Origin of the sequence: Nocardia mikamii NBRC 108933, from assembly GCF_001613505.1 — a bacterium.
Taxonomy (GTDB): domain Bacteria; phylum Actinomycetota; class Actinomycetes; order Mycobacteriales; family Mycobacteriaceae; genus Nocardia; species Nocardia mikamii.
Window position 1 is genome coordinate 142,253 of record NZ_BDCM01000012.1, and the last position, 13,243, is coordinate 155,495.

Here is a 13,243-nt window from a genome sequence, read left to right on the forward strand (position 1 = left end):
ACCACCTTCATTTCGCCGTATCGGAGTCGGCCTTGGTCACCGGCGCGATCACGTCGCGGGCACCGGCCGAATTCCGTACCGCCAGGACTCGCTGGAAGACGGTGACGATGCTCAGCACCGCCAGGATGTACATCGCCACATACACGGCGTAGGTGAGCCACTCGATGTCGAAATAGCCACCGATGCCGGTGAAACCGGCGCCAACCAGCACGATCACCAGGCGGTCGGGACGTTCGATGATCCCGCCGTCGGCCGACAGCCCGCTCGCCTCCGCCCGCGCCTTGGCATAGGAGATCACCTGCGAGGTCACCAGGACCACCAGCGTCGCCACGAACAGGTGCTTGCTGTGCTCGTGATACACCGACCACCAGGCGAGCGCACCGAAGATGGCGCCGTCGGCCACGCGGTCACAGGTGGCATCCAGGACCGCACCGTATTTCGTCCCGCCGCCGCGGGCGCGGGCCATCGCCCCATCGAGCATGTCGAACATGACGAAGAGCCAGATCACCATCGTTCCCCAGAACAGGTGATCGGTCGGGAACAGCGTCACCGCGGCCACGATCGAGGCGGTGGTGCCGATCAGCGTCATCGCATCGGGCGTGAGCCCGGTGCTCACCAGCGCCCGTCCCAGCGGCGCGGTCGCCTTGGCGAACGTCTCCCGACCGAAGAAGCTCAGCACGCTACTCGACTTCCTTCGCCTCGTGCCACGCCCCGGCCAGCAGGGCCCGCGTCTCCCGCAGCAACTGCGGCATCACCTTCACCCCGCCGACGACGGTGATGAAATTGGCGTCCCCGCCCCAGCGGGGAACGATGTGCTGATGCAGGTGGTCGGCCAGCGATCCCCCGGCCACACCGCCGAGATTGAGCCCGACGTTGAAGCCCTCGGGCCGCGACACCTTCTTGATCACCCGGATCGCCCGCTGGGTGAACGCCATCAGTTCGGCGCTCTCCTCCGGGGTCAGATCCTCCAGGTCGGCCACCCGCCGGTACGGCACCACCATCATGTGGCCGGGGTTGTACGGATACAGGTTGAGCACCGCGAACACCCATTCGCCGCGCGCGATGACCAGCCCGTCCTCGTCCGACATCTTCGGGATCTCGGTGAAGGGGTGCTTCAGCCCGGCCGAGGTCTTGTCCTCGGCGCCGGCGGGCGCGTCGGCGTCGGCCGGCCCGCTCCGGCTGTCGCGATCGGCGACCGCGCCGGTGATGTAGGACATCCGGTACGGCGTCCACAATCGCTGCAACCGGTCCGGGTCCCCCGCCCCCGTGTCGACGATCCGACCCGGATCCTGTTGCGTCACAGCCTCTTCCACCATGCCCTCACTCACGCCCCACCGGTCCGGACCTCGAATCCTTCCGCGCTCGGCGAGGCGTTGTCGCGCCGCGAGATCCAGTCGACGACGGTCGCCACCGCATCGGCCACCGGTACGGTGTTGACCTGGGTGCCGTCGCGGAAGCGGAAGCTCACCGCACCGGCGTTCACATCGCGCTCGCCGGCCAGCAGCATGAACGGCACCTTCTGCGCGGTGTGGTTGAAGATCTTCTTCTGCATCCGGTCGTCGCTGCGGTCGACCTCGGCTCGCACCCCGTGCGCGCGCAGTTCCTCCACCACCGTGTCCAGATGGTCGGCGAACGCGTCGGCGACCGGGATGCCGACCACCTGCACCGGCGCCAGCCAGGCCGGGAACGCGCCCGCGTAATGCTCGGTGAGCACGCCGAAGAATCGTTCGATGGACCCGAACAGGGCGCGGTGGATCATCACCGGGCGCTGCTTGGTGCCGTCGGAGGCGGTGTATTCCAGGCCGAAACGCTCGGGCAGGTTGAAGTCGAGCTGAATGGTCGACATCTGCCAGGTGCGGCCCAGCGCGTCCTTGGCCTGCACGGAGATCTTCGGGCCGTAGAAGGCGGCACCGCCCGGATCCGGGACCAGATCCAGACCCGAATCGGTGGCAACCTTGCGCAGCGTCTCGGTGGCCTCCTCCCACAATTCGTCGGAGCCCACGAATTTCTGCGGATCCTTGGTCGACAATTCCAGGTAGAAATCGTCCAGACCGTAATCGCGCAGCAGGCTCAGCACGAATTGCAGCGTCGAGGTCAGTTCGGCGTGCATCTGCTCTTTGGTGCAGTAGATGTGCGCGTCGTCCTGGGTCATGCCGCGCACCCGGGTCAACCCGTGGACGACACCGGACTTCTCGTAGCGATACACCGACCCGAATTCGAACAGCCGCAGCGGCAGCTCCCGATACGACCGGCCGCGCGAGCGGAAGATCAGATTGTGCATCGGGCAGTTCATCGGCTTGACGTAATAGTCCTGGCCGGGTTTGCGCACGGTGCCGTCGTCGTTGTATTCGGCGTCGAGATGCATGGCCGGGAACATGCCCTCGCGATACCAGTCGAGGTGTCCGGAGACCTCGAACAGATGCCCCTTGGTGATATGCGGGGTGTTGACGAATTCGTAGCCGGCCGCGATGTGGCGGCGACGGGAATAATCCTCGAGCTCCTTGCGGATGATGCCACCCTTGGGGTGGAACACCGGCAGGCCCGAACCCAATTCGTCCGGGAAGGAGAACAGATCCAGTTCCAGTCCGAGTTTGCGATGATCGCGCTTTTCGGCCTCTTCCAGGACGTGCAGGTGGTTCTCCAGCGCCTCCGGCGATTCCCAGGCGGTGCCGTAGATGCGCTGCAGATCCTCGCGGTTCTGGTCACCGCGCCAATAGGCCGCCGAGGAGCGGGTCAGCTTGAACGCGGGAATGAACTTCGTGGTCGGGATGTGCGGGCCGCGGCACAGGTCGCCCCACACCTTCTCGCCGGAGCGCGGGTCGAGATTGTCGTAGATGGTCAGCTCTTTACCGCCGACCTCCATGACCTCCGGATCGTCGATACCCGATTTATCGGAGATCAGCTCGAGTTTGAACGGCTCCTTGGCCAATTCCACCCGGGCCTCGTCGACCTCGACCACCCGGCGCGAAAACCGTTGCGCGCCTTTGATGATCTTCTTCATCCGGGATTCGAGCTTGGCCAGATCCTCGGGGGTGAAGGGCCGCTCGACCTGGAAGTCGTAGTAGAAGCCGTCCTTGATCGGCGGGCCGATGCCGAGTTTGGCCTCGGGGAATTCCTGCTGCACCGCCTGGGCCAGCACGTGGGCGGCCGAATGGCGGATGACGCTGCGGCCGTCCTCGGAACCGGCGGTGACGGCCTCGACCTCGACGTCGGTCTCGGGCGCCCAGGACAGGTCCCTCAGGTTGCCCTCGTCGTCGCGGACGACGACGACGGTGTCGGGGCCCTTGGTGGCCAGGCCCGCTTCGCGCACCGCGGCGCCCGCCGTCGTCCCGGCCGGCACCCGGACGAGGGCGGCGGGGGTTATGCGGGCTGAGGTGGTCACGGCTGCGCTCTCCTTAGACATGTCGGCATTCTTGTTCCAGGCCGGTCGACGAACAGAAATCTCACCGGCGCGACCAATGCTATCGGGACAGTACCGGTCGTGCGCCGATGGACCGGCCGCGAAGCGGCCGCGGCCCGCTCACCCGCGCCGGGCCAGCTCGGTGAGCAGCCGCTGCCGCTCGGCGGCGGGCCTTTTGGGGCAGCTGGTGCACATATCGCAACCGGGCACCTCGTAGACCAGGCAGCAGGAGACGCGCCGCACGAACGTGCGCGCGGCGATATCGGTGAATCGCGGCGCGGGCAGCCGCTCCCCGACCTGGGCGGCCAGCCGGGCGCCCGCCTCGGGGTCGCCCGCGTCGATGGCGCGGTTGCCGATCGCGTCGGCGACGATCGCCCACAGCGCTGCCGGACCGGCGCCGGTCACCCGGGCCACGACCGGGATGACGCGCCGCAGGGTGTCGCCCAGCGCGGCGCCGACCGCCTCGGACTCGCCCACGGATTCGGCCACGATCCGCTCGATGCCACCGTCGGGCCGGATCTCGCAGCGCAGCCGTTCCAGCGTGGGGTCGGGTGCCGGTGCGCCGGTCGCGTAGGCCTCGGTGATCGGATCCACCAGCGCCGAGGCGGCCATACACCACCACAGCGTGCCCGAGACACGGGAATTGCCTGTGCCCCAGGAGATTCCCATATCGGCGATCCGTTCCGACAGCCACGCGGGCTCGGTGAGTTTGGTGCCGGCCACCTGGGCGGGCACCCCGGACGCCACCGACTGCGCCACCATTTCCATCCGACTCCGATCCACATCGATCCAGCGAATGCACCACCTCCACCATGACATGTCCGGCGCGCTCGCATCGAGGCGCCGGCAGGGTTTCGGGGTGCGCCGCTCAGCGTATCGGCGCGGGCGCCGCCGACGCTCAGGCGCGCCGCGACAGCCGTCCCCGGGTCGGGGCGGGACGGCTGCCGCGGCGAAGGGGACGGGTGCGCGAGTTCGGCTGTCGGGCCGACGAACTCGCGCACCCTCCGCCCGGATCAGGCGTGGGTCGGATTCCGGGCGGGTATTCCGGGTCGCTCCGCATCGGTGATCTCGGCGATGCCGGTCGTGGTGACCTCGAGGACCCGTGCGGTTCCGATATCGAAGAACAGGCCCGAAAGCGCAACACCGCGCTCCTCGACGGCCCGTGCGACGACCGGATGCTCCCGCAGCGTCTCCAGCTGGACCGCGACGTTGACCATGCTCAGCTGGTCGGCCGGGCCGTAACCGGCGGCCGCCGCGGCCGCCGCCACCGGATGGCCGCCGCGGTAGCGCTGCAGGGCCTCGGCGCCGTGGGCCAGCCAGTCGTCGATATCGGGACCGGCGGACCGGTCGGACAGCAGGGCGTTCATCGCACCGCAGCCCGAATGTCCGCACACCACGACGTTGCGCACCGACAGATTGTGCAGCGCGAAACTCAGCGCGGCGTCCACCGACACATCGGTGCCGCGCGCCGGGATCAGGTTGCCGATATTGCGGACGGTGAACAGGTCACCGGGACCGCTGTTGGTGATCACGTTCGGCACGATCCGCGAGTCGGAGCAGGTCAGGAAGAAGGAGTCCGGGTCCTGACCGTTGCGCAATTCGTCCAGGTGCGGACGCATCACGTGGGCGTGGCTGCGATGGTAGGCGGCGACACCGGCGGCGACGGGATTGCCACCCTCGGAACGCCACGGTCCCAGCACGTCGTCGAGCAGCCCGCGGGCGCGGGCCCGCCGCGGCGGACGCTCGGCCGCATCGGCCATGCGCGCGGTCCCGATCTCGACGAATTCGACGGTGCCACCGGTACTTTCGTGCTGCTGCGCCCAGGAGTGGATGGCATCGTAGGCGGCGTGGTCGAGGAAGTCGACCGTCAGCTCCACCAGGACGTCCGCCCCGGCGGGCACCTTGGCCAGCTGCCCGGTCAACTTCGGCAGGGCGAGGAAGGTGCAGGTGCCGTCCACGCTCACCAGCCACCGGTCGGTTTCCTCGACCGGAGCGGCCTCGACCGAGACACGCACCACGCGCCACAGCAGCAGCGCGAAGGCGACGACCAGACCGATCAGCACACCTTCGAGCAGGTTCAAGAACACCACCGCGGCGATGGTCACCGCGTAGATCACCAGTTCGCCGGTACGGTGCGCGATCTTGATGTGGGCGAGCTTCACCAGCTGGATGCCGATCATCACCAGCAGGCCGGCCAGCGCCGATTTGGGGATCTGCTCGACCACGCCCACCAGGGCGATCGAGAACAGCAGCACCCAGACACCGTGCAGCAGCGCCGAGGCCCGGCTGCGCGCGCCGGCGGTCACATTGGTCGCACTACGAACGATCACACCGGTGACCGGCAAGCCACCGATCATGCCGGAGGTCACGTTGGCCGCACCCTGCGCCATGAGTTCACGGTCGAAGTTGGTACGCGGACCGGTGTGCATCTTGTCGACGGCGACGGCCGACAGCAGGCTTTCCACGCTGGCGATCAGGGCCACGGTCAGCACCGCCAGCGCGACACCGCTCCAATCTCCGCTGGGCATGTCGGGCAGGCCGACGGCGTCGAACAGCGACCCGCTCATCGTGATGCGGGCAGGGTCTCCGGGCAGCACCAGCGACAGCGCGGTGGCGACCACGATCGCCACCAGCGGTCCGGGGACCACCCGGATCTTGGCCGGCACCCAGCGCCAGCAGAGCATGATCGCGATGACCAGTCCGCCGATCACGACGTCGATACCGCTGAGATGCAGCAGCTGATTCGGCAATTCGGCGACGTTCTCCCACGCCGAGCTCTGCGACGATCCGCCGAGCAGGACATGAACCTGCTGCAAGGCGATGGTGATACCGATGCCGGCGAGCATCGCGTGCACGACGACCGGTGCGATGGCGAGCGCGGCGCGCGCGATCCGGCTCAGGCCGAACACGATCTGCAGCACGCCCGCGCCGACGGTGATGAAACAGGTTGTCTTCCAGCCGAATTGATTGATGGTCTCGGCCATGACCACGGTCAGTCCGGCGGCCGGGCCGCTGACCTGCAGGACGGAGCCCCCCAGGGATCCCACCACGATGCCGCCCACGGCGGCGGCGATGAGCCCGGCCGCGACCGGGGCGCCGGTGGCGACCGCGATGCCGATCGAGAGCGGAAGCGCGACGAGAAAGACGACGACGGATGCGGGTAGATCGTGTCGAAGGACCGAGTTCATCCGGTCCGACCAGCTGGGGCCCGGCGGGGCCGAGGGTCTGGGCGTAGCGACGGTGTCGGTGGACATAGTGCTCCTTCACCGGAGCCGCCGCGGCGGTCCGGTCGGTCGAACATGCTCTCCAGGCATCGAATTCAGCTGCGAGACTTCGTTGTCCAGCAGTGAGCCGGAAGCGAGGGCAACCCTAATAGTAAAGACTAAGCAAAGGCTTAGAAAAGGATCTTTAGCCTCGCACACGTTCCGGATTCGATGTGACGGCCCTCACCCGCCTGGAGCTCCGACCTGCACCGGCACCACTGTGCGCCCGCTCAGGGCACGTTTTCCATCCGGCGAAATTGCCAGAACTGGGAATGCTCCTTTCAGGAAACCGGGACCGGCACGGGGTGGCGGAGGTCGTCGATATCGGCGATACCGTCGGGCGTGATCGCGAGGACGCGGGCGGTGGCGATATCGAAGAACAGTCCCGACAGCACCACACCGCGCGCCTCGATCCCGCGCCGCACGACGGGGTGAGCGGCCAGCGTCTCGATCTGGACGGCCACGTTCACCATGCCCAGCTGGTCGACCTCGCCGTATCCGGCGGCCGCGGCCGCCGCCGCCACCGGATGCCCGGCCCGGAACCGCTCGAGCGCGGGGCGGCCGTGCGCGAGCCAGTCGTCGAGGCCCGAGCCGGTGCGCAGACCGTGGTGCAGTGCGTCCATGGCGCCACACCCGGAATGCCCGCAGACGACGATCGAGCGCACGTCGAGTTTGTTCAACGCGTAGACCAGCGCGGCCTCGACCGAGGTATCGCGGCCGTCGGCGGGGATCAGATTGCCGATATTGCGCACGGTGAACAGATCGCCGGGGCCGCTGTTGGTGATCACGTTGGGCACGATGCGGGAATCGGCGCAGGTGACGAACAGCGATTCCGGATCCTGGGCGTGCCGCAGTTCGTCCAGATGCGGCCGCATCATGTGGGCGTGCCCGCGATGATAGGCCGCGATTCCGGCGGCGATCCGGTCGGTGCGGGTGGTCGGACGCCAGGGCGCGAGAACATCGTCGAGCATCCGCCGGGCGTGGCCGCGCGCGGGCGGTCCCGCGGTGAGGTCGGCGATCCGCACGGCGCCGAGTTCGACGAATTGCACCGTGCCGCCCAGGCTTTCATGTCGCTGCGCCCATTCGTGCAGGGTGTCGGAGGCGGCGTGGTCGATGAAGTCGACGGTCATCTCCACGGTGACCGGAACGCGCGCGGGAATCCGCGCCAGCTGCGCGGTGAGCCGCGGCAGGGCCAGGAAGGTGGCCGAACCGTCCACGGTCACGAGCCAGCGGCCGGTGTCGCCGACCGGCGCGGCCACGATCACCACCCGCACCACCCGCCACATGAGCAGCGCGAACGAGAGCACCAGCCCGATCAGCATGCCCAGCAGCAGATTGCCGAAGATCACCACGAGAACCGTTGCGGCATAGACGATCAGATCACCGGCGCGGCGCGCGAGGCGGATATGCGCGAGTTTCACCAATCCGATACCGATGACGATCAGCAGGCCGGCCAGCGCGGCCTTCGGGATCTGGCGCACCACGTCGACCAGCGCGACGGAGAACACCAGCACCCACACGCCACTGAGCATGGTGGAGGCCTTGGTCCGCGCGCCGGCCTTGGCGTTGGTGATACTGCGGACGATGACCGCGGCGATGGGCAGGCCGCCGAGTAGGCCGGACGTCATGTTCGCGACGCCCTGGCCGAGCAGTTCGCGGTCGAGGTCGGTGCGGTACTCCGGCCGCAACCGGTCGACGGCCACCGCGGACAGCAGCGTCTCCACGCTGGCGATCAGCGCGATGGTGAACGCCGTCAGCACGACCGCACTCCAATTGCCGTGCGGCAGTTGCGGTAACGACATCGCGTCGAACAGCGACCCGTGCAGGGTGATGCGTTCCACGCTGGTGGGCACCACCATCGCGAGCGCGGTCGCCGCGACCACGGCGGCCAGCGGCGCAGGGACCGCGCGGATCCGGCCCGGTAGATAGCGCCAGCCCAGCATTATCGCGATCACCACCCCGCCGACCAGCGCGTCGCCGGCGTGCATCACCGTCAGCTGATGCGGCAGCTGGACGATGCTCGCCCACGACGAACTCAGCGTCTGCCCGCCCAGCAGGACGTGTAGTTGCTGCAGCGCGATCACGACGCCGATGCCGGCGAGCATGGCGTGTACCACCACGGGCGCGATGGCCAGCGCTCCGCGCGCGATCCGGCTCAAGCCGAACACCACCTGCAGCGCACCGGCACAGACGGTGATGAAACAGGTTGTCGCCCAGCCGAACTGGTGGATGGATTCGGCAACCACGACGGTGAGGCTGGCGGTGGGGCCGCTGACCTGCAGGACCGAACCGCCACACAGCCCGGCGACCAGCCCGCCGACCACGGCGGCGATCAGTCCGGCCGCGACCGGCGCACCCATGGCGACGGCCACACCGATGGACAGGGGTAGTGCGACGAGGAAAACCACCACGGAGGCGGGTAGATCATGGCGTAGAACGACCGAAAGGCCCCGAGGTGACGTCCGTCGGACCGAGTCGGTGTCGGTGGACATATTTCTCCTTCGCCGAACCGGTGTCGGTTCGGTCCATCGGTGGAACATGTACTGGCATCGAGAGCGGGCGGGCGAAGCGGATGACGCGAGATGTGTTGCGCCTGCGACCCATCCGGACGTGAGTGCCCGGCAGCGGCCCAACGCGCTTAATAGTAAAGACAACGCAAAGCAGTTGGAAAGGGTTTTCAGCACAAAAGTCGGCGCCGGTATTCAATTGTGATCCATATCACAACTTGACTCGAGGTCCGGACTTGTCCGGGACCGCCCCCGAATTCCGCGGGGAACCGAAAAATTATGGCGCAGAATAGCTTCGCCGAACCCAGCAACGATACTACCCCAGCCACGTTCCTGGTCATTTGTACGATTCTCCTATCACCGAGGCCGAGCGCGACCGGCGCGGCGCACTACGGGACAGTGGGAAGGACAGGGTCGGCGCCAGGTGCCGACCGGGACCCGGACGAGGAGGCAACAGTGCATATCGCGGTACTGGGAATGGGACGGATGGGTCGCGCCGTGGCCGGGCGCCTGCTCGACGGCGGACACCGGGTGACGGTGTGGAACCGCACCGAAGGCAAAGCGGCCGAACTGATTTCGGCCGGCGCGACGGAGGCCGGAACTGTCGCGGCGGCCGTGTCGGGAGTCGACGCGGCCCTCACCGCGCTCGCCGACGACGCGGCGGTGACCTCGGTGGCCTTCGGCGAGCTGCAGACATCTCTCGATTCCGGCACCCCGTACATCGACTGTTCGACCGTCTCCCCCGCGTTGGGCGCCGCCCTCGCCGACGCCTTCGGTGACCGGTTTCTCGCCCTTCCGATCGTCGGCGCGCCCGGCGCGGTCACAGCCGGGAAGGCGACGCTGCTGGCCGGTGGGCCCGCGCAACTGCGGGACCGGCTCGCACCTCTGCTCGGCACGCTCTCCGAGCGGGTGCGCCACTACGATTCGGCGGCGCACGCGCTGACCGCCAAGGTGACCACGAACTTCCTGCTGATCTCCGGGGTGGCAGCGCTGGCGGAGGCGTTCACCGTGGGCCGGTCCGGCGGACTCGGCGACGACCAGCTGCGCGAACTGCTCGCCGACGCGCCGGTCGTCGCGCCCGCCCTGGCGAATCGCTTCGACGCCGTCCTCACCGCGTCCCCCGACGGATGGTGGACCACCGTGCTGGGCGCCAAGGACGCGGGGCTCGCCTTCGACATCGCCGCGCAGGCCGGCGCTCACCTGCCGTTGGCGGAAATCGTCCGCAAGCGTTACGAGGATGCGGCACGAACCGATCCCGGCGCCGATATCGCGGCCATCGCCGCGCTGTACCGGGACGGCGGCGACTCGGCGCAGGGGTGAGCGATCGGGCCTCGTCGACTCCCGTCTGGGCGACTCGACACTCGGCAACTCAGGGCTGGGCCGCTCCGAACTGAGCGAAGTGCACGAACTTCCCACGGATGCCCGTCGGTGTCGGCGAAGTCTCACTTCCGCACGCCCGCGTAACTCCCGGCAGCGTTGCCGCCGACCGTATCGCGGGGCGCGGCGCGACCGCGAAATGCCACCCGGCCGCACCCGAAACCGCTGGTCACGCCGGTCCAGTCCAGGCCGGTCGGCCGCGTAACCAGGTCTTTACCGGAAGTCCTTGTCGCGTAACGCGGATTCTCTGCACCCTACCGGCATGCACCACCGCTCCGAACAGCTCCACCCCGACCGGACCGCCCACGACCGCCGGTTGTTCAGCGATCAGATGCGCGAAATCCTGCCGTCCGCAGCGCAACTGCCGGCCCGGCGCCTGCGGGATCTGCTGCGTGCGGACCTGCGGGCGGGCTCGTTCGGCACCGGACGACTGCCCGGCGAACCGGAATTGATGGCGCGCCACCATCTCCCGCGCGACGTGGTCCGTGCCGCGCTCGGCATGCTGCGCGCCGACGGTTTGATCGAGCGACGCCGCGGAGTGGGCACCGTGGCGGTCGGTGAGCACTACGTCGTATCCGGCGCACTGCCACCCGAGGGCCGGACGCTCGAGCAGCATCTGGCCCTGGGCCGGATCTCGCCACGCCTGCTGTATTGGGCCTGGATCCCGGCGCCGCCGGTGATCGCCGCCCATCTGGCCGGTGTCGCACCCGGGGACGATTGCCTCTGCGTCGAATACGTCCTGCTGCTCGACGATCGCCCGCTCGCGGTGTTCACCAACTACTTGCGCGCACCGGAGGCGACGCGGATCGACCAGGCCGCGTTCGGCGACGACTTCTACACCCTGTTGCGCGGCGGCCGCGTGGATGTCGGCGGCAGCGACGTCGGCGTCCAGGCCGCACGCGCCGACGACTGTACCGCGGCATTGCTGCACATCCTGCCCGGTGAGCCGGTGCTGCTGGTGGAACAGACCATCCGCACCCGCGACGGTATCGCCGTCGATTACGCGCTGGGTTCCTGCCGCGCCGAGATCCAGCTCGAACTCGGCGCCATCCCCCGGCTCGATATGACCGCCACCCTGTCCCGCTGACACGACCGCCCGCCCAGGTAAGGACGACCATGACACTCGCCGACCCACCCGTACTCTCCGGACTGACCGAGGCCGCCGCCGCGCTGCGTTCCGGCGAGACCACCGCCACCCGGCTGGTCGAACAGGCCCTCGCCGCCGCCGACGCACACGACGCGACGCTCGGTGTCTACCTGTCGCGGTTCGACGAGCGCGCCGTCGCACGAGCCGCGCGCATCGACGAGAAGCTGGCCGCCGGCGTTGCGCTCGGCCCCCTGGCCGGAATCCCGGTGGGAATCAAGGATATTCTCGCCCATTCCGCCGCACCCACCACCGCGCAGAGCCTGGTTCTCGATCCCGGCTGGGGCGCTGCCCAGGGCGATTGCACGGTGGTCCGCCGGCTCGAGGAGGCCGGCGCCGTCGTCACCGGCAAGGTGACCACGATGGAATTCGCCATCGGACTCCCGGATCCGGCCAAACCCTTTCCGGTACCGCGTAATCCGTGGGATCCGTCCCGTTGGGCGGGCGGGTCGAGTTCGGGATCGGGCAGCGGCGTGGCCGCCGGGATGTTCCTGGGTGCCGTCGGAACCGACACCGCGGGCAGTATCCGCATTCCGGCCGCCTTCAACGGGATCACGGGATTGAAGCCGACTTTCGGCCGCGTCCCGAAGTCCGGTGTGGTCCCGCTGGGCTACACCCTCGACCATCCGGGTCCGATGGCCCGTTCGGCCGCCGACTGCGCCCTGCTGCTGTCGGCGCTGGCGGGATACGACCCGGCCGATCCCTACAGTGCGCACACACCGGTCGACGACTATCCGGGCGCGCTCACCGGCGATCTGAGCGGACTGACCATCGGCGTGGACGATCTGGACCGGTTCGCCGACGGTGGTATCGATCCGGCTCAGCCACAACGGTTTTCCGACGCCGTGGCCGTGCTCGCCGCGGCGGGCGCCCGGATCGTGCCCGTGGAGGTGCCGATGTACCGGGAACTGACCGCGGTGGACGTCGTGGTGATGCTGGCGGAGGCGCACGCCTACCACCGGCCCGCGCTGCGCGAACGCTGGACGGACTACGGACAGGCCACCCGCATCATCCTCGCCGGCGGGGATGCGGTCAGCGGCCCGGATTATGTTCAGGCTCAACGGGTTCGCCGCATCGGCAGGCAGCGGATTGCCGAACTGCTGACGAAGGTCGACTTGGTGGTGACGCCGACCGGACACCTCGGCGCACCCGCGATCGCCGATCTGGATCAACTGCAACCGATGGGAGTGTTGTCGAGTCTGCACACCCCGTACTGGAACCCGCTGGGCAACCCCACCCTCGCGCTGCCGATCGGCACCACCGCCGACGGTCTGCCCCTGTCGATGTCGGTGTCCGGCAACCATTTCGACGAGGCCACCGTCCTGCGCGCCGGAGACGCCTACCAGCGCCGCACGACCCACCACATCGAGATCCCCACCGCCCTCCGCTGAATCGTCAGGAGCCGATCATGACCTGGACCACCGACCCCGAGGAAACCGCCGCGGTCGACGCGATGCGCGTGGCCGTGCGCGCCATGGCCGACCTGCTCACCACGGTCGACGCCACCCGCTGGGCCGACCCGGCCGGCGGTTTCGATCTCACCTGAGGCTTA

Annotated in this window: 10 protein-coding genes; 4 read left to right on the plus strand and 6 right to left on the minus strand. The window is 68.6% G+C overall.

The features are described 5' to 3' along the window. Window positions 1-7: 7 nt before the first annotated feature. From pgsA to NMI01S_RS15545, 6 genes are all read right to left on the minus strand, one after another. Window positions 8-679, minus strand: coding sequence for a phosphatidylinositol phosphate synthase (pgsA, locus tag NMI01S_RS15520; RefSeq protein WP_062997846.1), 672 nt, complete (start codon window positions 677-679; stop codon window positions 8-10). Between the two features lies 1 nt (window position 680). Continuing rightward, window positions 681-1,316 carry an ATP adenylyltransferase gene (locus NMI01S_RS15525; RefSeq protein WP_062997848.1) on the minus strand — a complete coding sequence of 212 codons (636 nt, stop codon included), beginning with the start codon at window positions 1,314-1,316 and terminating at the stop codon, window positions 681-683. Window positions 1,317-1,324: 8 nt separating this feature from the next. Continuing rightward, window positions 1,325-3,403 carry a threonine--tRNA ligase gene (gene thrS / locus NMI01S_RS15530; RefSeq protein ID WP_210743177.1) on the minus strand — a complete coding sequence of 693 codons (2,079 nt, stop codon included), beginning with the start codon at window positions 3,401-3,403 and terminating at the stop codon, window positions 1,325-1,327. A gap of 117 nt (window positions 3,404-3,520) precedes the next feature. Continuing rightward, on the minus strand, window positions 3,521-4,168 hold the full coding sequence (locus tag NMI01S_RS15535) for a (2Fe-2S)-binding protein (RefSeq protein ID WP_062997850.1): 648 nt from the start codon (window positions 4,166-4,168) through the stop codon (window positions 3,521-3,523). Between the two features lie 245 nt (window positions 4,169-4,413). Beyond that, window positions 4,414-6,654 (minus strand): SulP family inorganic anion transporter, encoded by a 2,241-nt coding sequence (locus NMI01S_RS15540; RefSeq protein ID WP_062997852.1) that lies wholly within the window; start codon window positions 6,652-6,654, stop codon window positions 4,414-4,416. 290 nt (window positions 6,655-6,944) lie between these two features. After that, window positions 6,945-9,155 (minus strand): SulP family inorganic anion transporter, encoded by a 2,211-nt coding sequence (locus NMI01S_RS15545; protein ID WP_062997853.1) that lies wholly within the window; start codon window positions 9,153-9,155, stop codon window positions 6,945-6,947. Between the two features lie 471 nt (window positions 9,156-9,626). On the opposite strand from NMI01S_RS15545, the gene NMI01S_RS15550 reads away from it, so the two are divergent. From NMI01S_RS15550 to NMI01S_RS34850, 4 genes are all read left to right on the plus strand, one after another. After that, complete coding sequence (locus NMI01S_RS15550; RefSeq protein ID WP_062997854.1) at window positions 9,627-10,490, plus strand: NAD(P)-dependent oxidoreductase; 864 nt, start codon at window positions 9,627-9,629, stop codon at window positions 10,488-10,490. A gap of 319 nt (window positions 10,491-10,809) precedes the next feature. Continuing rightward, window positions 10,810-11,634, plus strand: coding sequence for a GntR family transcriptional regulator (locus NMI01S_RS15555; RefSeq protein ID WP_062997855.1), 825 nt, complete (start codon window positions 10,810-10,812; stop codon window positions 11,632-11,634). Between the two features lie 29 nt (window positions 11,635-11,663). Further along, a complete protein-coding gene (locus tag NMI01S_RS15560) occupies window positions 11,664-13,082 on the plus strand; it encodes an amidase (RefSeq protein WP_062997856.1) in 1,419 nt (472 codons plus the stop codon). Between the two features lie 17 nt (window positions 13,083-13,099). Next, window positions 13,100-13,237, plus strand: a complete 138-nt coding sequence (locus tag NMI01S_RS34850; protein ID WP_157126193.1) for a hypothetical protein — start codon at window positions 13,100-13,102, stop codon at window positions 13,235-13,237. Window positions 13,238-13,243: the final 6 nt, after the last annotated feature.

What these genes read in the sequence shown, in the direction of transcription:
- NMI01S_RS15525 (WP_062997848.1), bottom strand. Translation starts at nt 1,316, where the DNA reads ATGGTGGAAGAGGCTGTGACGCAACAGGATCCGGGTCGGATCGTCGAC.
- thrS (WP_210743177.1), bottom strand. Translation starts at nt 3,403, where the DNA reads ATGTCTAAGGAGAGCGCAGCCGTGACCACCTCAGCCCGCATAACCCCC.
- NMI01S_RS15560 (WP_062997856.1), top strand. Translation starts at nt 11,664, where the DNA reads ATGACACTCGCCGACCCACCCGTACTCTCCGGACTGACCGAGGCCGCC.
- NMI01S_RS34850 (WP_157126193.1), top strand. Translation starts at nt 13,100, where the DNA reads ATGACCTGGACCACCGACCCCGAGGAAACCGCCGCGGTCGACGCGATG.
- NMI01S_RS15540 (WP_062997852.1), bottom strand. Translation starts at nt 6,654, where the DNA reads ATGTCCACCGACACCGTCGCTACGCCCAGACCCTCGGCCCCGCCGGGC.
- NMI01S_RS15535 (WP_062997850.1), bottom strand. Translation starts at nt 4,168, where the DNA reads ATGGAAATGGTGGCGCAGTCGGTGGCGTCCGGGGTGCCCGCCCAGGTG.
- NMI01S_RS15545 (WP_062997853.1), bottom strand. Translation starts at nt 9,155, where the DNA reads ATGTCCACCGACACCGACTCGGTCCGACGGACGTCACCTCGGGGCCTT.
- NMI01S_RS15555 (WP_062997855.1), top strand. Translation starts at nt 10,810, where the DNA reads ATGCACCACCGCTCCGAACAGCTCCACCCCGACCGGACCGCCCACGAC.